The organism is Sporosarcina sp. PTS2304, assembly GCF_003351785.1.
Classification (GTDB): Bacteria; Bacillota; Bacilli; order Bacillales_A; family Planococcaceae; genus Sporosarcina.
Genome location: NZ_CP031230.1, coordinates 2,997,141 through 3,019,209, shown reverse-complemented (window position 1 = coordinate 3,019,209; position 22,069 = coordinate 2,997,141). Strand labels below are relative to the sequence as shown.

The following is a 22,069-nucleotide window of genomic DNA, read 5'->3' as shown; positions in this document are numbered from 1 at the left end:
AATGATCATGTCAATTTTTTTATAATCTCTTCGTGCTGTGGATATTCTGCCAGCATCTCATCTTGATCAAACAACTCAAAGTCTGCAAAGTCAAAACCAGGTGATACCATACAGCCTACTAATGAAAACGTATTTTCCGCTTGTACAGAGGAACCAAAAATCGTATTCTTCGGCACATTAAACTGGGGGACTTCACCTTTATCGATAGCTAATCCGAGTGCGATTTGTTCATAACGACCGTCCGGCATTATCATATGCACTGTTAACGAGCTGCCGCCATGGAAATACCAAATTTCGTCTGACTGCAACCGATGAAAATGCGAAACCTCCCCCGACCGCAACAGAAAGTAAATACTCGTATATAGCGGACGCTCTCCTTGAGCGCAAACTGTTGTAAAGTCCGATCGATAAGTAGATGTATAAAACCCTCCCTCAGGATGCGGCTTTAATTGTAAATAATCAATCCATTCCTGCGCATTCACAGTCATCACTCCCACTATTATTTATTCGTTAGTATATCAGGTTGCTTCTTTCGATAGTTAACAAATAAAATACTAATCACGACTAACATTCATCTGGTTACTAACTTACATGTGAGCACTCTTTCTTTGTGGGACAGAAAATAAGGGTACGTGTGAGGATTCTCCCTACAGAACCGGACGCTTTCTGGAGGGCGCGCGGCGGACTCGCCGGTTCTTCCGGGAGAATCCTTGAAGTTGTGTCGAGAAGTCAGTTTGTGTTCGTCCAGAAATAGAGTATGGTAAGTTCCGTTTCCTGAACAGAGTGGTGAAACTTTGGGTTGGCTGACTGAGTGCAAATAGAGGCGTTTCTTTTTCCGCTCAGTTCATTGAAACAATCATAGTTGCTGATAACACTTCACCGCTATCTACCTTCAAAAGCGGTCGCATGGTATCAGACAATTCTACTTGGTTTTCACCCCTACAAAGAGTAATCAAACTGTCTTGCACACAAAGTACGGCTGAAGCTGGAAGACGATCGACTCCGGGAGGATCAAGGACGACAGGCGTAACCCGCAGCGCTCTTTTGCGGGGTCCACCGCGTCCCCTCCGGAAAGCGTATCGTCTGGAAGCGTAAGCCTCAAGACACTCCAAGTTAGCCTCGCTGTAGTCAAACTCGTTTTTAACTAAATCAATAAGTGAATTATACATAATATGGTTAATAGACATTCTTGTTATAATAATTCTCTAGACCGCTTAATAGTTTTCTTTTCGCACGTTGTTATTTATTATTACATAAGGAGGCGAAAACAAATGAAAAAGATACTTTTATTGATGATCACAGCCGCTATGCTTGCAGCTTGCAGTAATGAAGAAAAAGACGATTCCACAGCTCCACAAAAATCTACTGCACCCACTGAAAACAGCAACGCGGAAATAGAGGAAGGCTTAAAAGAAGGAACAACAGAATATGATTATGCTTCATTACATAAAGATGAAGTTCCTGTAAACGCAAAAGTGAAATTCGTCGGCACAGTGTTCACAACGAATGAAGGAGAATTCCAATTGACAGAAGCTCCTAATCATTCTGCTGAGGAAGTTGTTCTCATCGACGATATTCGGTTAGGTGAACGTACTGTAATTGATAAAGGTACGGCCGTTACGGTATACGGTAGCTATAACGGGAAAAATGCTGAAGACATTCCAGTAATCAAAGGAATCTTTATTGATGTAGAAGAATAAAATTAGCAAGCCTGTTGATTCACCAAAAAAGGCACTGTTTTTTGGAAATGAGATGCTCTTGACCAGTAGTTGTAGGGGTAGTGTATTGGTTAGCATTCTCCCTCCAGAACCGGACGTACCCGCTTACCCCGCTTTTACGTTAATTAATAATATGGTTAATCAACAAGTTTGTAAAATTAGTTAATAATCTAGTGTTCAATAAGTGAAAAAAGGGAATAATAGAAATAAAATGCTATGCAGATACTTGCAAAAGGAGAAGAGACCGATGAATAAAATCGCTCAATGGGTTATTTGGTTTCTCGTATTGGTTCCGAATAGTATTCTTGTTTATTTATTTGTATCCTTTTCACTTTTTGGCGCAGCTGCAGAAAAGTCACCCATATTTATGGATTATTTACTAGCAACTGGCATTGTACTTATCGCAAATATTACGACAGTACAGCAAATTATAGCCATTCAGAAAAAAAGATCTCAGGGATTTATTTATGGGGTGATCGTGGCTGTAGCACAAATACTCGGTTTGTATGTATTTGCGATTACATTTTCTAAGATCGGCCTAGCTATTACGATTTTCAGTATATTTTCAGCCATACTGTTAGTGGTAAGAGCAGTAAGACAGCCTAAAAAGACAGCAAATTTAACGTCATAAACGAGGAGACAGTCCATTTGGCATTGCGTCTTCCACATTTATCAATAGACGGTTACACCTCAACAATGCATGAAGATAAATTTTCATGCGTTATTGAGGTGTTTCTTCTATCTTTTGCCGCTATAAAATCCTTTCTAAAAAAGTCCACTGGAATAGTAGACTGAATGATTGGTATAATTAAAATGTAGTGTTACTAGGTAAATTTGTTACTGACATTTGCTTGAATAGGATTCTACATACTATGTAAGTAAGCATACCGCGGTGTGTTACTTGTTGAAAAGAGGAGTTCCATTGCAACGTAGACTTATCGATTATTCCGCATTACTTTTCGGTTCTTTCATATTCGCGATTGGTATTAACTACTTCGCCATTCCAAATATGTTATCTGAAGGCGGCGTCATCGGCATCACGATCATTTCATATTATTTATTCGAATGGTCACCCGCCATTGTTAGTTTTGTATTGAATTTAGTGCTGATTATTATTGGCTATAAGCTTTTTAGTAAACGAACGATTATTTATACGCTCGTGACGATTGTTTTTATGTCAGTTTTCTTGAGCGTCACCGAAAATTGGGGCGTACCGCTCGGCAATGACGCGTTACTTGCCGCCCTTTTCGCAGGTTTATTCGTCGGGGCGGGACTAGGTATGATTTTCCGAGTAGGCGGCACTTCAGGTGGCGCCACTACATTAGCACGCATGATGCAAAAGTTTCTAGGCTGGAGCGTCGGAAAATCCATGCTAGTTATTGATATTACCGTAATTTTACTGTCCGTATTTGTAATCGGGAAAGAAAAAGCGATGTATACATTAGTTGCTGTATTCGTCGGAGCCAAAGTGATTGATAAAATTGTGGATGGCGCAGATGACCGGAAAGCAGTCATGATCATTTCAAAACATCAAGAAGCCATCAGACAAGAACTACTTACCACAATGGGCAGAGGCGTCACGATTTTAGACGGGCGCGGTGGCTACACACTAGAAAAACAGTCCATTCTATACATCATCATCAACCAAACAGAAATCGTACAACTGCGGCGAATTTTAGAACGAGTCGACGAAGACGCCTACGTCACCATTAATAATGTACAAGAAATCTTCAAACGGGGCTTTAAAGAACAGCGGCTGAGAACAAAATAAAAGAAACAAACGGTTAAACTAACGCCACAAATACTTGTCTAGATCACCTCATCTCTAAAAGGACCCCTCCTTTCTTCGGATAATCAACAGGCCTCTCTCTCCTAAAGAAAGCTGAAGAGTGAAGTGTAGTGGAAGCCGGCGTCTCGCGGAGGATCGTCCGGCTTGCACGAAACGTAACGGCATACCTAACGTCTCCACAACTCTTATCCGTTGAACATTCACCATCTAGCACCCATCCACTACATCATCAAAACTTTATATTTTTATACTATTCCCCCTCGTCCCAAGAATCCTAATACTTTTCCAATTTAATTATTTCAAGAAAGCATTTAACTAGTACACCTTCTTCTATATACTAAGTAGAGTTTAAAAAATTTATGATTTTTTAAACAAATCGAATAGTATTTTTGTGAAGGAGATTTTTATGGAAACACAAAAAAGAGGATTTTTCCAGAAGTTTTTGGATATGATCGAGAAAACTGGCAACAGACTACCCCACCCAGTAACGCTGTTCGCCCTTCTCGCTCTTCTAGTCATCGTTCTCTCAGCAGTCGTATCATACTTCGGCATTCAAGCTGAACACCCGGGTAAAGAAGGAGAAATAATCGAAGTAAACAACCTTCTTAGTAGCGAAGGAATCCATTATATCATTACGAATATGACCGACAACTTCATTGGTTTCGCTCCACTTGGCGTCGTTTTGATTACGATGCTAGGAATTGGAGTAGCAGAAGGTTCAGGACTTATTAGTGCATTATTGCGCGGCTTTGTCATGTCCGTTCCAAAACGCTTGATTACACTAGGTCTAGTATTTGCAGGAGTCATGTCTAGTGTTGCTTCAGATGCCGGATATGTCGTATTGCCCCCGCTCGGTGCCGTTTTATTCGCTGCCTTGGGTAGACATCCATTAGCGGGGCTTGCTGCTGCTTTCGCCGGAGTTTCAGGTGGATTTAGTGCGAACTTACTGCTATCTGGAACAGATGCGTTGCTCGGTGAATTGACGATTATGTCAGCTGCTATCATCAACCCCGAGTATGCCGATGGAATGAATATTGCGATGAACTATTACTTTATCGCCTTTTCAGTAATCGTCTTAACATTCGTTGGTGCATGGGTTACAGAAAAGATTGTAGAACCTCGTCTAGGAGAATACAAAGGGGAATACCGTGAAAAAGTCGAGAAGTTATCGCCTTTAGAAAAGAAAGGTCTAATCTGGGCTTCTTTGTCTGTAGTAGTTGCAGGAATCTTAGTTGCTTTGCTAGTTGCTTTCCCAGGAGCACCGTTACGTGGAGACGAGGCAGATATGCCAATTATTAAATCTCCATTCATGAAATCACTCGTACCGATCATTGCGTTCATGTTCTTCGTACCAGGTTTAGTTTACGGTAAAGTGACAAAATTGATCCGCAATGACAAAGATGTCGCGGCTATGATGTCAACGACTATGGCAGCGATGGGAATGTTTATCGTCCTATCCTTTACGGCGAGTCAGTTCGTCGCTTTCTTCTCTGAATCCAATATGGGCTTAGTGCTCGGTGTGTACGGCGCGAATTTCCTTGACAGTATCAATTTAAAAGGGATTCCGTTGTTGTTGATGTTTATCGTCATTGCTGCGTTTATCAACTTATTTATCGGCAGCGCCTCTGCGAAATGGGCTATGATGGCGCCAGTATTCGTGCCGATTATGATGCAACTCAATTATTCTCCTGAATTAACGCAAATGGCTTATCGTGTAGCAGACTCATCAACGAATATTATCTCTCCACTCATGACATATTTTGCGATCATCATTGCCTTTGCGCAGAAGTATGATAAGAAAATGGGTATCGGAACACTCGTTTCTGTCATGTTCCCTTACTCCATGTTCTTCTTATTATTCTGGAGTTTGACGCTAGTTATTTGGATGTTGCTAGGTATTGATTTAGGACCTGGTTCTCCAATTTATTATGGCAAATAATCAATTGATCACTACTGACTTTCCTCGTAAGAGCATACATTGCTCTTACGGGGTTTTTCATGTTACTATAGTAGATGATAATGATTTTCAATTGGAAATATTCTGTAATAGAAAGGGAGTTTTCATTTATGAGTTACGTAGCGAAGAATGATATTGAGAAAGCGATCATTAGCAGACGTTCTATTAAGAAGTTTAAAACAGATCCAGTAAGTATAGAAGAAATTATCGAGTTGCTTAACGTGGCGAAGTGGGCGCCTAATCATAAATTGACCGAACCTTGGCGATTTCAGTTATATGCAGATGAAGGGAAGGAAAAGTTTGTAGAAGCCTTTCTGACCTCACAACAAAAAGACGGCAATATACCGGACAAAGCGAAAAACAAAGCAGCATACTTCCGTGAAATCCCTCTTCATCTAGTCGTGATCATGCCAGAAGATTCCCGCAAGAAACGATGGGATGAAGATTATGCAGCTATTTCTTCACTCATTCAAAACTTCCAACTTGCTGCCTGGGAACGCGGAATCGGGATGATCTGGCGGACAAATGATTGGACGCATGACCCTGTATTTAAAGAAGCCATTGGTGTTACATCTGATGAGAAGATTGTAGGCACGTTAATGATTGGCTATCCGAAGCACGTGCCAGAGCCAGAGAAGCGGACGGATATTCGGGAGCTATTGACGGTTATTGATGAGTAAATGGAGAGTGTAAACCAAGTAGCGGTTCAGGATTTTCGCTTCAGAAGGAAACTACCAGTGAAGCGCAGTGTAACGGCATACTTCTTTCTCCCCAGCCAAATAAAAAGTCGTAACGATTACGCGTTCTCTTCTAAAAGAAAGCGTGATCGTTTTTTCATATTTTCGGTATATAGTCACTTGATTTCTTCAAATATAAGACTACACTAAAAAAAGAACTTTAATGAAGGGGCAACCAATTATGAAATCAATTCTTCAACCTATCTTCACACGCTATTGGAACCCCTACGTAGTCTTACTAATCGCTGGAATACTAAGTGCATTATATTTCACACTGACTTCCACAGTTTGGGCCGTAACCGGTGAATTCACTCGCCTCGGCGGGGATCTTCTTTTACTTTTTGGTGTAGACATTTCAGACTGGCAATATTTTGATATGGTGCATTTACAAGGAACTACGTGGAATCGACCAGACGGCTGGATTGTTTGGGGTATGTTCGCAGGGGCGTTGATTATGGTGCTACTAAGCAATAGTTTTAAAATTCGTCTACCCAAACAAAAACGACGCTACGTACAAGGACTTGTCGGAGGAATCATCGCAGGCTTTGGCGCACGTTTAGCACTCGGCTGCAACTTAGCCGCATTCTTCACAGGCGTCCCTCAATTCTCTTTCCACTCATGGATTTTCATTGTGGCGACAGGAATTGGGACATTTTTCGGAGCTAAATTAACGAAAACGCGCTGGTGGAAAGGAAAGCCTTCGCTGACACGTGGTGGAGGTAAACCTTCGCCTACGAAGAAGCGTATTATCCAGCCGTACATTGGTGGTACAATTGCTGTAATATATATTGGCTTAATCATTTACTTCTTTGCCACAGGACAGAAATTTTTAGGTTTGGGTGCTTTATTCGGGCTTGCTTTCGGTATTCTTATTGAGCGCGGACAAATTTGTTTTACTTCTGCGTTTCGTGATTTATATCTCGTTGGACGTAGCGTCATGGCGAAAGCAATTGTTATTGGAATGGCGGTTAGTTCCATTGTGACGATTATCGTTATTTCTATATACGATTTGACGCCTATTACACAAATTGCTGCATTAAGTACATTTGTCGGTGGAGTATTATTCGGGCTCGGTATCGTGATGGCTTCGGGTTGTGAAACAGGAATGATGTATCGTTTAATGGAAGGACAGTTACTGTTCTTACCTGTGTTTGCGGGTAACATTATCGGTGCTACGTTCCTTGCCTACGCTTGGGATCATTTGGGTGTATATACTGTATTAGTTGAAAGTGGTGCGAAGATTAATTTGATCGATTCAATCGGTTCAATCGGCGCTATTAGTGTAACGCTCATTATGTTAGCAGGACTGTACGCATTGACTGTTTATGGAGAAAAACGCTATCACCGGAAATTGGCTATAAAGAAAGGAATGAACGTTCATGCAAGCTGAGCTAGAAGCAGATTTCACACTCGATCTTCGAGGGGAATCTTGTCCCTATCCTGTTATTTATACATTAGAGGCACTTGAAGGGATGAATAAAGGTGAGCTGTTGCAAGTTATTACTGATTGCCCAGGTTCGTTCCGCAATGTACCTGAAGAAGCGCTGGCGCACGGTTATACATTTGCTCAAGATCCTGTGAAAAATGGACAGGAATATCTTTTTTATATTTATGCGTAAGTAAAAAGGTATGAAGACGAATTCATCGTCTCTCATGCCTTTTGTATTGTTTATATGCGTAATTACCCTATCACTGCATTTAGTTGTTTTGTCGTTTCCTTAATACTATCTACAATTACGCTATTGATCGCGTTCATATAAGCTAATCCACTAGCTTTTAAAATATCCGTATCCGCAGCTTTGGCTACGTATTTAACACCCTCATGTTCAATCGTAATCTTTACTTTACCTAACGCATCTTTCCCTCGTGATACACTACTAATATCATACTCCACTAGCTTTACAGGGATCTTTGTAATATCAGCAATCGCTGAATACAACGCATCAATCGGGCCTGATCCAACCGCACTCGCTTTGAAAGTTTCCTCACCTCTACGAATTTTCACACTCGCTGAAGGGAAGCTAGAGTTACTAATCACTTGCAGATCTTCAAACTCAAAGAAATGATCACTATAGTTCGTTGTATTGTCGTCTTCCCCATGCTTTTCGTAGTAATTTTCCACAATTACATATAAATCATGATCATACACTTCTTTTTTTACGTCAGCCAATGCTAAAAACCCTTTGAAAATTCCTTCAAAAGCAGTTGATCCTAAATCAGCAAATCCTAATTTTCCAAGCGCATTTTTCACCGCATGACGACCCGAACGTGCTGTCAAAATCAATTCCATATCATCCAATCCTACATCTTCAGGGTGTACAATTTCATACGCATCTCTAGACTTTAATAGACCATCTTGGTGAATACCCGAAGAATGAGCAAAAGCATTATCTCCAGTAATCGCTTTATTCACTTGCACATCAAGACCCATAAAGCTTGATACGAGACGAGAAGTATTCATAATTTCTTTCGTGTTGATTTGCGTTGCAACGTTATATACCGAGCTTCTTGTTTTCAAAGCCATCACTACTTCTTCAAGAGCCGCATTCCCTGCACGTTCCCCAATACCGTTAATCGTACATTCCACTTTATCTGCACCATTCTTCACCGCAGCCAGTGTATTCGCTGTCGCCATTCCTAGGTCATTATGGCAATGAACGCTTAACAATACGTCAGGATTCAAGTTTTTCATGCGATCGTTTAGTTTGTAAATCATCGCCCCGAACTCTTCAGGTTCCGCAAAGCCTACTGTGTCAGGAACGTTGATCATAGTAGCTCCAGCCTTCATGACTGATTCAATCGTATGCCATAAATATTCAAATTCTGAACGCGATGCATCTTCCGTTGAGTACTGGACTTGTGGTAGTAATGTTTTTGCGTACTTCACCGCATCCACACCAATTTGCAGAATTTGATCTTTTGATTTATTAAATTTCTTTTCTACATGTATATCAGAAGTTCCAAGCACCATATGAATCATCGGATTTTCAGCATATTTTACCGCATTATAAACCGAGTCAATATCTGCTTGTACTGCACGTGCAAGGGCTGTGATCATAATGTCGTTTGTGTTACCCACTTTTTGAGCAACCGCTTTCACCGCATCAAAATCACCTTGAGATGACGCAGGAAATCCAGCTTCAATAATATCGACGCCTAGCTTCTTTAATTGTTGAGCGATTTCTACTTTTTCATAAAGATTTAGTTTAGCTCCTGGTACCTGTTCTCCATCACGTAACGTCGTATCAAACACCCAAATTTTTCTACTCATCTCATTGCACTCCTTTTTTTTGAAAAAATATAAAAACCCCGCCTCTATATCGAAATATAGAGACGAGGTTGAACTCGCGGTACCACTCTAATTGATTTGTCACTACAACAAATCCACTTGTCGACAGCCAACACTGTCTATCCCGATAACGGAGGAAACCGACATCCCTTACTTATAACTTTCAGGGAGTGACTCACGGATGAGTTCAAAATGTGTGTCTGTCGATTTTCACCACCCATCGACTCTCTACAAAACACGAATCATTTCTACTAGTTCCGTTCTTCGTCTGAACTGATATATTGTATGCAATATTACAATGTTTATTTTGCTATGTCAACTGTTTTTCAAAAAATCTGCAAACTATTTTTTCAGTTCATCGACAAACTCTACTGGTACATATGTCTTTTTTGGTTCTAGCAAGTCAGGCGCGACTTCAAACTTCTGAAGGGATTTATTGTAGCCATATTCCTTCTGCCCTCTTGTAATAGTATACGATGGAGCTCCTTTTGAAATGATCGCACCTTCACCTGTTGAATCCACTACATAGCCTAGTTTTTCAGCGATCAGACGTAAAGGAACCATTTTCACTCCATCGACTATATAATGGTCCGACTCGATGATTTGCTCTACACTCGCATCTTCGTCCACGGTATTTCCATCCAATACTATCACTTTTTCAGGAGTAGTCTGTGCAGGAATGCTTCTTGTAGTGGCTGTGTAAAATACGAGCAAGTTCTGCCCCTTCAAGTCTTCCGTCTTTACTTTTTTACCCGAAACACTAGACAATTCCGTTTTATCATCGATAGTCAACTGCAGTTTTAAATGTGGATCTATCAGCTCATCATCGAACATCCCGACAACAGCCGTAGCATCCGTAGTCTTTTCTACGATCACTGCTTCTGGGCTGTATTGCGGTGGGTAAATGAGAATCATCGGCTTATCTGCATCTGTATAACCCGACACGGTATCCCCTTTTTTCAACTCTGCCTTTTTTCCTGTATTATCAAAAATAAGTGTATCTTCCGTGACGGCCAATATCGGTGTTTCTTCTCCTTGCTTGATCGTATACAGCGTAACATCTTCGCTTTTTTCTACGTTTTCAATCGTTCCCTCTACTTTAATAAAAGCTTTTTCATCTGATGTCACTTCGGAACTCACTCCTTCGTTCGCAAACACTTCACCCGTTGTTGCCGCACTGCCGATAAGCAATGCAGACAATGCAAATGGCACGATTTTATTCATTTTCATGAAAATCCACTCCTTTTTTCATTTCATAGAAGTAGTCGGATGAACGCAAGAGAAGTTACAACTTATGCGCTGCTATTTTTGAAAAAGATTCAATTTCATTCAAGTTTGTTGATTATCTAAAAAAGGATGGGCTTTTGGAAATTAAGTGTTTTGATGAGTAGTTGTAGAGATTGTGTAGGTGTTAGGATTCTTCCTTTGCAGTGCAGATAATGAGTGTACGCTTTAGGATTCTCCCTGCAGAACCGGACGCTTTCCTGAGGGGACGCGGCGGACTCGCCAGAAGTGCATTGGCGATTACGCCTGTCAAGTGCAAAGATGTGCTCCTTCTCGCTGCGCTTGACGGTCCGCCGCGTCCCTTCCGGAAAGCGTATCGTCTGGAAGTGCAAGCTGCAAGACTCTTAAAGTCAGCGTCACTCTATCCAACCGCCGTAGTTAAACTCACTTTTAAGTAAATCAATGAATGATTTATATAATTTGGTGAATAAACAGGTTTAAATTTACTTAGTCTTATTGATACGACAAACCATCCGCGGAATTGAACGAAATTCTAAAGCGTCCATAGTTCGTCTCCACATTAAAAATATACTTATCAAATGTATACGGTATATCCGTTACTGGATCGAGTTCGATTTCTTTTTCCTTCTTCACTAACTTTACGATTACTTCATCATAACCGGTTGAAAGATACTCTTCTTTGATCACAATCATCGCTTCTTTTTCAGTTAATTCGAAATTATTTTTTCCTACCATAGTATATATAGACTTCGCCATTTTCCACTTAGAATGTTGTTTTTTAAATGTATAATTGACGAATCCACCACCAGTCACGCCATTGCGAAACTCTACAGTTTTTACGTTTAATGAATTCACATCAGGTTGTGTAAATTGAAAACGTACAAGTGGTTCTATTCGTAAATAAGGAAACAGCGGAGCGTGGCAATTCGCGCAAGCCTTCGGATAATATGTTTTCAGCACATCATCTGTAAATTCTGCAGTTGCATACTTCAGTAGATTAGGTCGAACCTCTTCAAACGGAAGACCTTTTTCTTTCCCTTCTCGTAGAATTCTTTCGATCGTATGCGGTAGACGATTCGATAGATCCCATGCCTTTCCTTTCGTCACTTTATCTGTAGACGGACGAGCTTTTTTCACTTCCATCGCTCGATACAGGAATTCCGCATAATGCGCACGAGTAACAGAATCATTCGGTTTATAATGACCATCTGCCCCTTTAGATACTCCACTAGCATACATTGCATTAGCATGAGCATAGCCCCAATGATCAAGATAGACATCAAAAAAAGAGTTTTGCTTCGTCATATGAAGATCGAATGCTATATCCAATACTTTGGCCATCTGAATACGTGTAATAGGAGCATTTGGATTAAACGTTTCACTCGTACCACCAACTATTTGGGCAGCCGTTAACTTCATAATAGAAGTATAGTACGGATGATGTTTTGGCACGTCTATATAGTCAATTTGTTCTTTTTTAGGTTGCGGTAAATCCAATACTTTGTCTAATAACTTAGCCACATGTTTGCGAGTGATCGGCTCTTTCGGACGGAACGTACCATCTTCAAATCCTCCGATATAGCCTTTCTCATGCATGTAATGGATCGCCCGATAGTTCGGGTGATGCTTCGGCACATCACTGAATTCGCGTTCTGCCGCTTGACTTGTCGATCCATATGCTACTGCAGAACTGATAAGAAGTAATAATACAATCACCGCTCGATAAAAATTTCTCATTTCTATTCCCCCTACTGTTTTTTTACATTAATGACTCATCTACTCATTTCAAACGTTACCAACAGATAGATTTCAAGTATAAATACTGATACTTAAAAAATTCTTACTTCCTCACCTTTTTCACTCGTGCTCGTATAAAATTTCATAAAATCATTACAAATATATTTATGAAGTGGTTTCTTACTTTTGATGATATTACATAGCAACCTACGCTAAATACAATAGTAGTAGCTTTGTAATCTATGCTACACCCTCCCAATAACTAATACTTTAAAGTAGTATAGTACATGACAACTACGTTCCACAATAAGTAAAAAATATATTTTTTAATCAAAACTTTTTACGTTACATAGCCGTCAAATGAGTAAGATGAACGCACGGAAAGATGAAAAATGGAGAAGGTGAATATTTATCATGACAACAAAAGAAAAATTTCAACTGGTCGAATCATTTTTAGTTGAAAATCAGGAAACACATTATCGGCTGGCGTATAGTTATGTACGAAATAAAGAAAATGCACTGGATATTGTGCAAGATTCTATCGTCAAAGCATTACAGTCCATTCATGGTTTGAAAGAAATTTCATTTTTAAAAACATGGTTCTATCGAATTCTTGTAAATACAGCGATAGACTTTATACGTAAACATAAGCGAATGACTGTAACGGAAGATGCTGTTCTTAATACATTGCTTCCCCATGTACAAAACGAGCCATCTAATACTGATTTACAAAATGCCATTAATCGGTTAGATCCTTTTGAGAAATCTTTAATCATTCTACGATTTTTTGAGGATATGAAAATTGATGAAGTCGCCATCATACTGAATGAAAATAAAAACACCATTAGAACTAAGCTCTATCGAACACTTAAAAAATTACGATTAGTAGTAGGAGAGGAGTATACTGCATGAAAAACGTTTATCGGTTGAAGAAGAATTATGATGAGATAGAAATTCCACCTGAACTCGAGAATGTTGTGAGTGCCGCCATCTTAGAAGCGAAAAATTCGAGGAAGAAGCACGTTGTTTTTAAACGAGTATCGCTTAGTGCGGTTGCTGCCGCTGCTCTTTTCATCGGAAGTATTAACGTAAGCCCTGCATTTGCTCAATCTATGATTCACCTCCCTGTGGTGGGACCGATTGTGGAGGTTTTCACCATCCAAACGTATACCGTCGATGAAGAACGTTTCCAGGCCGAGTTACATGTTCCCGCACTATCGGGTGTAGGAGATAAACAATTGGAAAATTTCTTAAACAAAAAATATATCGAGGAAAACAAAAAGCTTTTTGAACAGTTCGAGCAACAGATGTCTGAAGAAACCGAAGGCTATTTTGGAGTGGATACAAGTTATGAAATAAAAACGGAAACCGATCAAATCTTTTCAATCGCGCGCTATGAAGTGAGCACAGCCGGTTCTGCGACTGAATCTATTCAGCATGACACCATTGATAAACAAAATCATGTGTTGCTTACATTGCCTAGCCTTTTTATAGACGACCAGTATGTTGACGTAATTACTTCCTACATTTCAGAGGATATGAAACGGCAAATGGCTAGGGATCCCAATTTGATCTACTATCCGATGGATGAACCCGATGCCTATGTAACTTCTATTGATGCCAAGCAAGATTTTTATATTACAGCGCATCACACATTGGTCATTTCATTCGATGAATATGAAGTTGCTGCTGGTCTCATGGGGCCTGTAGAATTTGAAATTCCATCTGAGATTCTAAAAGACTTACTAGTAAGCGATGTTTATATCCGTTAACTAAAGGGGCTGTTCGGAAAATCAGCAGGGTCTGATTTTCTGTAACGGCCTTTCTTTTTATGAAAACAATTAGCTTGTTGACCGATAAAAATGGTCGGCTATTTTCCACTATAGACAATGAGTAATCAAATCAGAATAAAAGTTATTTTGAATAGTATTAATTCCTGTCTTTGTACAGTAATTATTAAGAAAAAAGAAGTCAACTCAAGACTGAATAATCTTAATTTTTATAAAAAAATAAATAAATAATTATTCGTAAATAGTTTAAAAGTTTTCTAGATTCTGTTGACAACATCACTACCGCTTTACTAATATAGTAGAGGAACAAGCTCGGCAGTCGACACATACAACTAGACGTTTGGATCTTTCCAAACAGACAAAGGAGTTCAATCAGATGAAAACGTTTACAACATGGGTTGAAAATACGTCCAATTTTATATGGGGGCTTCCCATCATCATCTTACTAATTGGCGGCGGAATTTTCCTGACGATTCGTCTTGGCTTTTTTCAATTTATTTATATGCCACACATTATTCGTCAAACGTTCGGGAAAATTTTATCAAAGGGTGCAGGTGACGGAACGCTCACTCCGTTTCAAGCTACAACATCTGCTCTAGCCTCTACAATGGGTGCAGCGAATATAGTCGGAGTGCCTGTAGCGATCGCTTTAGGTGGTCCAGGTGCGATTTTCTGGATGTGGCTAGTCGCTTTAGTAGGAATTGGAACGAAATACTCGGAAGTCGTTCTTGGTATTAAATACCGGGAGAAAAACAAAGAAGGAAACTATGTCGGCGGGCCGATGTATTACATCAAAAAAGGACTAGGTTGGAAAAAAGTTGCGTATGTTTTCGCTTTCGCTCTTATGATTGAAATTATTGCGAGTACGATGGTTCAATCGAATTCTATTGCGACGACAATTGAATCAGCATTTGGCTGGTCTCCACTGATCACAGGATTGTTCGTTGCCTTGCTAGTAGGTCTCGTATCATTTGGCGGTATTAAAGCTATCGGACGGGTGACTGAGCGCTTGATCCCCGCGATGGTTGTTATCTACATCGTAACAGCTCTTATTATTATCGGATTCCATGCGACAGAAATACCTGCTGCTTTCGGATTAATCTTTACGTATGCATTCCAGCCTGTTTCTGCAGCTGGTGGCTTTGCGGGAGCTGGTGTCGCAGCAGCTATTCGCTGGGGGCTTGCTCGTGGACTATATTCCAACGAAGCCGGTATGGGTACTGCACCTATTGCACACTCCGCTGCAGTCAATAATCACCCAGCAAAACAGGGATTCTGGGGAGTGTTTGAAGTTGTAGTTGATACGCTAATCGTTTGTACAATGACAGCTCTAGTCATTTTAACGACAGGTGTTTGGAAGGCAGTAGATGCCGATCAGGCGTCTACGATGGTAACTGAAGCTTATAGCACAGTATTTGGCGCAACACTTAGCGGTATGATCATTTCACTCGTATTGTTCTTATTCGTCATTACTACTATTGTAGTCATTGTCTATTACGGTGAAAAGCAAGCAGAGTTTTTATTCGGTCTCGGCTTCTCAAAAGTGATGAGAAGCGTCTACATCGTCGCGATCGTTGTAGGTGCGCTTGGTGGATTGCAGTTCGTATGGCAATTCCTGGATTTACTGTTAGCGATCGTTGTCGTACCGAACGTAATTGCTGTTCTATTCTTAAGTGGTAAAGTACGTGAAATCACAGACGACTACTTTAAGAATGTCTATCCAAAAGAACGTAAAAATAAAAAAACTACGTAATATATGCATGTTTAAAAAAACTGGGGCTGTCCAGAAAGTCAGTGAGAACTGAGTTTCTGTGACAGCCCTTTTTCCCATGAAACGAATAGAAGAATCTTCTCTTCGCCGTTCCTTTCCGTTCCACTCGATGTCTTGCTTCAATAGGTACAAAAAAATCGCCCTTTCTAGTAGAATAAAGTTACCAAACCCACTCTACGAAAGGACGATTTTTATGCGCAATCCAAAGATTATTACGAACAGTATACCACAGAACAGCTCACTTTTTCTATAGAAAATCTGTTGAAAGTAGCGGGCATCCGCCGGCTACTTTCAACTATGAACGACTATAAACCAAAATCAGGCAGAGAAAACGAATCGTTTTTCTCTGCCTGGTTTATTTTAGGGACTTGTTGGACAGCCACAGTTTTTATATACCAAGATTTCCATTCATCATTTATATGTCAAAAAGCCTGTTAATCATCCAAAGAAAGGAGTTGACCTTTGTAAATTAGGTGCTTTTATTGAGTAGTTGTAGAGAGTATGTACTCATTAGGATTCTCCCTACAGAACCGGACATTTTCCTGAGATCGACTCCGAGAGGTTCGCCGTGGCGGAGGCCGCTTCAAGTCAGCCTTACTCTATTCAATCGCCATAGTCAAAATCACTTTTAGATAAATCAATGAGTGAATTATACATAATATAGTTAATCAACAGGCTTGGATAGAAGTAGTGTTCCGTTTAGGCCTTCTTAATAAAGCGAATGTTCTAAAGCCTTTAATGCAACTTATATAGTAATAGAACGTTGACAGACGTTTTTAACTATGTGATGATTTTGAAAATACATATTTCTATAGTCAGTTCACTTACCTGAAGCAAAGTACTAGCTTATGTATTGCACTATAAAAAGATTGAAAGGATGATTTTTTTACATGTTATTGTCGAAATTACCTAGAAGAAGTTATACACACGGGCATACACCTATTGAAAAGTTAGATCGACTGTCTACACTATTAGGCGGACCAACGATCTACATTAAACGTGATGATTTGCTAGGCCTTGCGGGTGGTGGAAACAAAACAAGAAAGTTGGAATTTTTACTAGCAGATGCGATAGCGCAAGGGAAAGATACAATTATCACGTGCGGGGCCCTACAGTCAAATCATTGCCGCCTAACGTTAGCCGCGGCTGTGAAAGAGGGATTGAAATGCCATCTCATACTAGAGGAAGGTGTAGACACTTCTTATAATCCCGATGCTAACGGCAATAATCTATTGTACAAACTACTTGGAGCAGAGCAGATTAGAATAGTGCATCACGGTGCAGATTTGAACGCAGAAATGAACAAAGTGAGTGAAGACTTAACAGCTGCAGGTCGGAACCCTTATGTAATCCCTGTTGGTGGATCCAATGAGTTAGGTTCTGTCGGGTATGTTGCATGTGCACAAGAAATACTCCAACAAACGTTTGACAGCAATCTTGTAATGGATCACGTAGTGGTTGCAAGTGGTAGCGGTGGTACTCAAGCCGGCTTGATCGTCGGTTTTAACGGGAACAGCGCACCGATTAAAGTAACTGGCATTAACGTTTCCAGACCTAATGAAACACAAGTTCCAAAGATTATAGAGTTAGTAAAGAAGACAACCCGTTTTCTACAGATACCAGAAGACATTACTGCAAATAGTGTGCATTGTTATGACCAGTATGTTGGTGAAGGCTATACAATTCCAACTAACGGCATGATAGAAGCTGTACAAATGCTTGCGAGAACAGAAGGCATACTATTAGATTCAGTGTATACTGGTAAAGTGATGGCTGGTCTCATAGACTTGATTCGAAAAGGCGTCTTTACGAAAGATCAGAACGTGCTTTTCGTCCATACGGGAGGCTCTCCTTCTCTCTACGCAAACCATACATTATTTAACGATGACTTGTTTGTACTATAACTACTCTTACCGACTAAAAGCGAGGATCTGTAATGATTATCCCATTCACAAAAATGCACGGCATCGGAAACAACTATATTTACCTTAACTTGTTTACACATACGTTTCATGAATCAATCTTTCAAAAACTAGCAATAGATATTTCTAACGTGAATACAGGAATTGGATCAGATGGGCTCATTCTCATCCATCCAAGCGACGTAGCAGATGTCGGAATGAGAATTTTTAATAAAGATGGCTCAGAAGGACAAAGTTGCGGCAACGGCTTACGTTGCGTAGCAAAGTACGCATACGAAAACCATCTCGTCAAAGACAAGATATTTCAAATAGAAACAAAAGCTGCACTTGTTACGGCTGAAGTGCTCGGGAGCCGGGAAATGGTGGAACAAGTGACAGTCGATATGGGACCTCCCCTATTGAAAAGAAGCCAAATCCCTATGCTCGGTCCAAGCAATGATCAAGTAATCGGAGAAGACTTCCAAATAGCCGAACATCATCTTCAAATAACTGCAGTATTTATAGGAAATCCAAATGCTGTCTTTTTCGTAGATGCTATTGAAGAGGTACCGTTGCAGAAATTAGGTTCTTTGATCACGGAAGATCCACGCTTCCCTGAACGGACAAATGTCGAGTTTGTTGAGATTGTTTCTGACAAGGAAATAAACTTTAGAGTGTGGGAGAGAGGCTCAGGCATTACTGAAGCTTGTGGAACAGGTGCCTGTGCAGCAGTTATTGCATCTACTTTAAACGGCTTTGTACAAAGAAATGCTGAAATTACCGTCCATTTAAGCGGTGGAGATTTACACATTACATGGGATACTACTGGCCATGTTTTGATGAAAGGTCCTGCCGAAACAACTGCAGAAGGAATCTTTTATTGGAATGAATGAGGTAATATGTTTGACGAAGCTATGATGGGGAAAGATCCATCACCTTACATATATCAGCTGTAACAAACAACTATAAGTACTTTCATAAGAAAAGGAGCTGTTATAGATTGAGTAAATTAAAAGCCTACAGGTTTCCCCTCATTTTATTATCTTCAATAATTATTGGATCCATTATTGGATTAATTTTTGGTGAAAAGGCAAGTGTTATTAAACCGTTTGGGGACTTGTTTTTAAACCTACTATTCATGGTCGTCGTACCTCTCGTGTTTTTCTCTATTGCGTCTGCAGTTGCTAATATGGACAGTATAAAAAGGCTAGGAAGAATTATGGGGACTATGTTGACTGTATTCATTATTACGGGCATACTCGCATCTATTACGATGTTAGCGGCTGTTATTTTAGTTCCTGTAGGAGTTGGCGTCTCTATTCCTCTAGAAACACCAGAAAACGTAGAGCAAATTGCTTTGGCAGATCAACTTGTGAACACGTTTACTGTTCCTGACTTTGTTGAATTATTTTCTCGTAAAAACATGTTGGCACTGATTGTATTTTCCGTCATTCTGGGCACTGCTACTGGTTTGTCGGGTGAAGCCGGGAGACCGTTTGCGCGATTTTTAGAAAGTGGCTCTGAAATTTTCATGAAAGTTATCCAGTTGATTATGTACTATGCACCTATTGGGTTAGGAGCTTACTTCGCGGCATTAATTGGTGATTTTGGCGGCGAGCTCATAGGTGATTACGCACAGGCATTTATTCTTTATTACCCAGTAGCTATTTTATACTTTGCGATTGGATTTACACTATATGCGTTTATTGCAGGCGGAAAAAAAGGAGTTACTCGCTTTTGGAAAAACATTTTAGCACCAGCAGCTACGGCTCTCGGAACAGGAAGTAGTTTTGCGGCTATGCCAATCAACTTACAAGCAGCGAAAAAGATTGGGGTACCAAAAGATATTCGTGAAACCGTCTTACCGCTTGGGGCAACGATTCACATGGACGGGTCTTGTTTATCAGCCATCTTGAAAATCGCTTTCGTATTTGGCGTGTTTAATATGGAGTTCACTGGAATCAGTACATTCCTAACCGCGATTGCAATTGCCTTATTATCAGGTGTGGTAATGAGTGGGATTCCAGGTGGCGGATTTATCGGCGAGATGGTGATCGTAACGTTTTACGGCTTGCCAATACAGGCACTTCCTATCATTTCAGCAATCGGAGTAGTAGTTGACCCTCCGGCTACGATGGTAAACTCTACGGGTGATACAGTCGCAAGTATGCTGGTCACACGACACTTGGAAGGAAAAGACTGGATCGATCAAACAAGTGTAGAGTAATAAATAGAGCACTATAAAAATTCCGTATCCACGGTTGACTGGATACGGAGTTTTTCACGTTGTACATTATTAGTTATTTGTTTTTACTTTTCATTAATTGCAAATCAATATACAGCTGGCAATTACGGTTAAAATCATCGAAAGTGATAGAAGTCAATTGCATAATTTGTCGTAACCGGTATTTTAACGTGTTGGTATGAATAAACAGTTCGTCTGCTGCAGCTTTAATCCGGCAATGCGCTGTTAAATACACTTCCAAAGTACGCAATAAATCAGCTTGACTGTCTTGATCTTTACGTTGAAGAATTAGTAAATCTTTATTCACATAATGCTCTTCTTCAACAGCTTCTGAAATAGTTTGTAAATGACGTAGGACACCGAGCTTCCGGTATAAGACAGGAACTGTAGAAGCATCTCCTAAAAATTTTGCTGTCTGTATTACTTTTTGAGCTTCTACATAACTGTTTCTAAGTTGATGCAGACCATTATATACTTCTCCAATCCCCGCGTAGATAGAAAGTGATTTGAACTGATTGAGCACTGTACGCACAAGTCTTTCCATCGTCGTCGATAGATCAGCGGGAGAAGAACTGGTACCCATTATGCACACGATAGACAATCCATCTGTAAATAACACCGCCTGTTCATTAAGCGCACTGATGAATAGCGAAGTGGTTTCTAGCAGTTCAGCTACTCTTTTTTCGTCTTCTGGCAAAAGAGAAAACATTGCCACTGCGAGTGAAGTTGGAAGCGTGCCAGGTAAAAAAGCAGCTTCTTTCGTAATTTCTTCTTTTGTTTGGAATGTATGGTCTAACAACTTCTTGTAAAAACGAGTCGTCTTTTCTTCTTCTCTCTCTTTCAGGTGGCTTTCCTGATGTAACAGTCGTCCTATATGAATAGAAGCTTCATCTAAAAAGGTAAGCTGTTCATCTGGTAACGGTCCATCTGTTTCACGAACCCAAATATAGCCATAGACACGACCGTTATATGTGGCGCTCACTACCGTACGTGGATTGAGACCAATGCTTTCCATGCGCGGTACACGAAAAGGTCCCTTGACAGTTTCCAATTGATGAATGATACCGGCGTCCATAAATGCCTCTACTATTGAAAGGGGCCACTGCTTCGTAAATATCGTTGACTTATTCGCGTCATCAAACAACTCGATTTGTTGTGAACTGTACGCCAATAAGGAAAATTGTTTGTTCTCAATAATAATAGGTTTTTGAAGAAATATGCTCATGAGTTCGGCAATATCGTCTAGGTCGGTCATATTCTGTAGTTTTTTCATTAACTCGCTCATGGGGGCTCATCCTTTACTGCATATTCTGTATTCACCTTCCATCATACTGCGAATTGAAGAATGTGTATAGTTAAGCGAAAAAAGCGAAGCAACAGGTCATTCACCCGTTACTTCGCTTGCTATATAAGTTGAGAACAGTTGCTTTATGTAAAATGGGGTAAGGCTGACTTGAAGAGTCATGCAGCTTGCGCTTCCAGACGATACGCTTTCCGGAGGGGACGCGGTGGACCCCGCAAAAGTGCACTGCGGGTTACACCTGTCGTCCTTAATCCTCCCGGAGTCGATCGTCTTCCAGCGCAAGCCATACTTAGTGTGTGCAAGACAGGTTGATCACTCTTTGTAGGTAGTGAAAGACCAAGTAAATAGACTTGTCTGATACAATGCGATAGTTTTTATAGTTAAAAAGTGGTGACGTATTACTAGCTACTATGACTGTTTCGATGAACTGAGCTGAAAAAGCAATGACTCTATATGCATTCACTCAGGCAATCCAAAGCTTCACCACACAGTTTAGGAAGCAGAACTTACCATACTCTATTTCTGGACGAACACGAACTGACTTACGGACACAACCTCAAGGATTCTCCCGGAAGAACCGGCGACTC

At 40.3% G+C, this 22,069-nt stretch carries 18 protein-coding genes and 1 other annotated feature; of the genes, 13 read left to right on the top strand and 5 right to left on the bottom strand.

Annotated features, from left to right (window positions below):
- Nucleotides 1-5 precede the first annotated feature (5 nt).
- A complete protein-coding gene (locus tag DV702_RS14420) occupies nt 6-488 on the bottom strand; it encodes a cupin domain-containing protein (RefSeq protein ID WP_114925370.1) in 483 nt (160 codons plus the stop codon).
- A gap of 783 nt (nt 489-1,271) precedes the next feature.
- Here DV702_RS14420 and DV702_RS14410 point away from each other — a divergent pair.
- The 7 genes from DV702_RS14410 to yedF all read left to right on the top strand — a co-directional run bounded on the left by DV702_RS14410 (nt 1,272) and on the right by yedF (nt 7,820).
- Entirely contained in the window at nt 1,272-1,700 is a 429-nt protein-coding gene (locus DV702_RS14410; protein ID WP_114925368.1) for a membrane lipoprotein lipid attachment site-containing protein, read from the top strand.
- Between the two features lie 265 nt (nt 1,701-1,965).
- Nucleotides 1,966-2,349: a hypothetical protein gene (locus DV702_RS14405; protein ID WP_114925367.1), complete on the top strand. Its 384-nt coding sequence runs from the start codon at nt 1,966-1,968 to the stop codon at nt 2,347-2,349.
- A gap of 291 nt (nt 2,350-2,640) precedes the next feature.
- The gene (locus DV702_RS14400; protein ID WP_114925366.1) at nt 2,641-3,489 is read left to right on the top strand and encodes a YitT family protein; all 849 of its coding nucleotides are present in this window, start codon (nt 2,641-2,643) and stop codon (nt 3,487-3,489) included.
- Nucleotides 3,490-3,913: 424 nt separating this feature from the next.
- Nucleotides 3,914-5,446 (top strand): AbgT family transporter, encoded by a 1,533-nt coding sequence (locus tag DV702_RS14395; RefSeq protein ID WP_114925365.1) that lies wholly within the window; start codon nt 3,914-3,916, stop codon nt 5,444-5,446.
- Between the two features lie 128 nt (nt 5,447-5,574).
- Nucleotides 5,575-6,144: a nitroreductase family protein gene (locus DV702_RS14390; RefSeq protein ID WP_114925364.1), complete on the top strand. Its 570-nt coding sequence runs from the start codon at nt 5,575-5,577 to the stop codon at nt 6,142-6,144.
- A 238-nt stretch (nt 6,145-6,382) separates the two neighbouring features.
- Nucleotides 6,383-7,591, top strand: a complete 1,209-nt coding sequence (gene yedE / locus DV702_RS14385) for a selenium metabolism membrane protein YedE/FdhT (protein WP_114925363.1) — start codon at nt 6,383-6,385, stop codon at nt 7,589-7,591.
- Nucleotides 7,581-7,820 (top strand): sulfurtransferase-like selenium metabolism protein YedF, encoded by a 240-nt coding sequence (yedF, locus tag DV702_RS14380; protein ID WP_099688529.1) that lies wholly within the window; start codon nt 7,581-7,583, stop codon nt 7,818-7,820. The genes yedE and yedF overlap by 11 nt, the downstream gene beginning before the upstream one ends.
- A gap of 62 nt (nt 7,821-7,882) precedes the next feature.
- Here yedF and DV702_RS14375 read toward each other — a convergent pair whose 3' ends face one another.
- The 3 genes from DV702_RS14375 to DV702_RS14360 form a co-directional block, all read right to left on the bottom strand.
- Nucleotides 7,883-9,472: a 2-isopropylmalate synthase gene (locus DV702_RS14375; RefSeq protein WP_114925362.1), complete on the bottom strand. Its 1,590-nt coding sequence runs from the start codon at nt 9,470-9,472 to the stop codon at nt 7,883-7,885.
- 55 nt (nt 9,473-9,527) lie between these two features.
- Nucleotides 9,528-9,764: a binding site (T-box leader), on the bottom strand.
- Between the two features lie 68 nt (nt 9,765-9,832).
- A complete protein-coding gene (locus DV702_RS14370; RefSeq protein WP_114925361.1) occupies nt 9,833-10,720 on the bottom strand; it encodes a stalk domain-containing protein in 888 nt (295 codons plus the stop codon).
- Between the two features lie 507 nt (nt 10,721-11,227).
- Nucleotides 11,228-12,472: an S-layer homology domain-containing protein gene (locus tag DV702_RS14360; RefSeq protein ID WP_114925359.1), complete on the bottom strand. Its 1,245-nt coding sequence runs from the start codon at nt 12,470-12,472 to the stop codon at nt 11,228-11,230.
- A 414-nt stretch (nt 12,473-12,886) separates the two neighbouring features.
- On the opposite strand from DV702_RS14360, the gene DV702_RS14355 reads away from it, so the two are divergent.
- The 6 genes from DV702_RS14355 (at nt 12,887) to DV702_RS14330 (ending at nt 20,161) form a co-directional block, all read left to right on the top strand.
- Nucleotides 12,887-13,384 carry an RNA polymerase sigma factor SigV gene (locus tag DV702_RS14355; protein ID WP_114925358.1) on the top strand — a complete coding sequence of 166 codons (498 nt, stop codon included), beginning with the start codon at nt 12,887-12,889 and terminating at the stop codon, nt 13,382-13,384.
- The gene (locus DV702_RS14350; RefSeq protein ID WP_114925357.1) at nt 13,381-14,244 is read left to right on the top strand and encodes an anti-sigma-V factor RsiV; all 864 of its coding nucleotides are present in this window, start codon (nt 13,381-13,383) and stop codon (nt 14,242-14,244) included. Before DV702_RS14355 ends, DV702_RS14350 begins: the two co-directional genes overlap by 4 nt.
- A 394-nt stretch (nt 14,245-14,638) precedes the next feature.
- Nucleotides 14,639-16,015, top strand: a complete 1,377-nt coding sequence (locus DV702_RS14345; protein ID WP_114925356.1) for an alanine/glycine:cation symporter family protein — start codon at nt 14,639-14,641, stop codon at nt 16,013-16,015.
- A gap of 908 nt (nt 16,016-16,923) precedes the next feature.
- On the top strand, nt 16,924-17,937 hold the full coding sequence (locus DV702_RS14340; protein ID WP_114925355.1) for a D-cysteate sulfo-lyase: 1,014 nt from the start codon (nt 16,924-16,926) through the stop codon (nt 17,935-17,937).
- Nucleotides 17,938-17,969: 32 nt separating this feature from the next.
- Nucleotides 17,970-18,827: a diaminopimelate epimerase gene (gene dapF, locus DV702_RS14335; protein ID WP_114925354.1), complete on the top strand. Its 858-nt coding sequence runs from the start codon at nt 17,970-17,972 to the stop codon at nt 18,825-18,827.
- A 107-nt stretch (nt 18,828-18,934) separates the two neighbouring features.
- The gene (locus tag DV702_RS14330; RefSeq protein WP_114925353.1) at nt 18,935-20,161 is read left to right on the top strand and encodes a dicarboxylate/amino acid:cation symporter; all 1,227 of its coding nucleotides are present in this window, start codon (nt 18,935-18,937) and stop codon (nt 20,159-20,161) included.
- A gap of 73 nt (nt 20,162-20,234) precedes the next feature.
- On the opposite strand, the gene DV702_RS14325 is transcribed toward DV702_RS14330, so the two are convergent.
- The gene (locus DV702_RS14325; RefSeq protein ID WP_114925352.1) at nt 20,235-21,464 is read right to left on the bottom strand and encodes a PucR family transcriptional regulator; all 1,230 of its coding nucleotides are present in this window, start codon (nt 21,462-21,464) and stop codon (nt 20,235-20,237) included.
- Between the last annotated feature and the right edge of the window lie 605 nt (nt 21,465-22,069).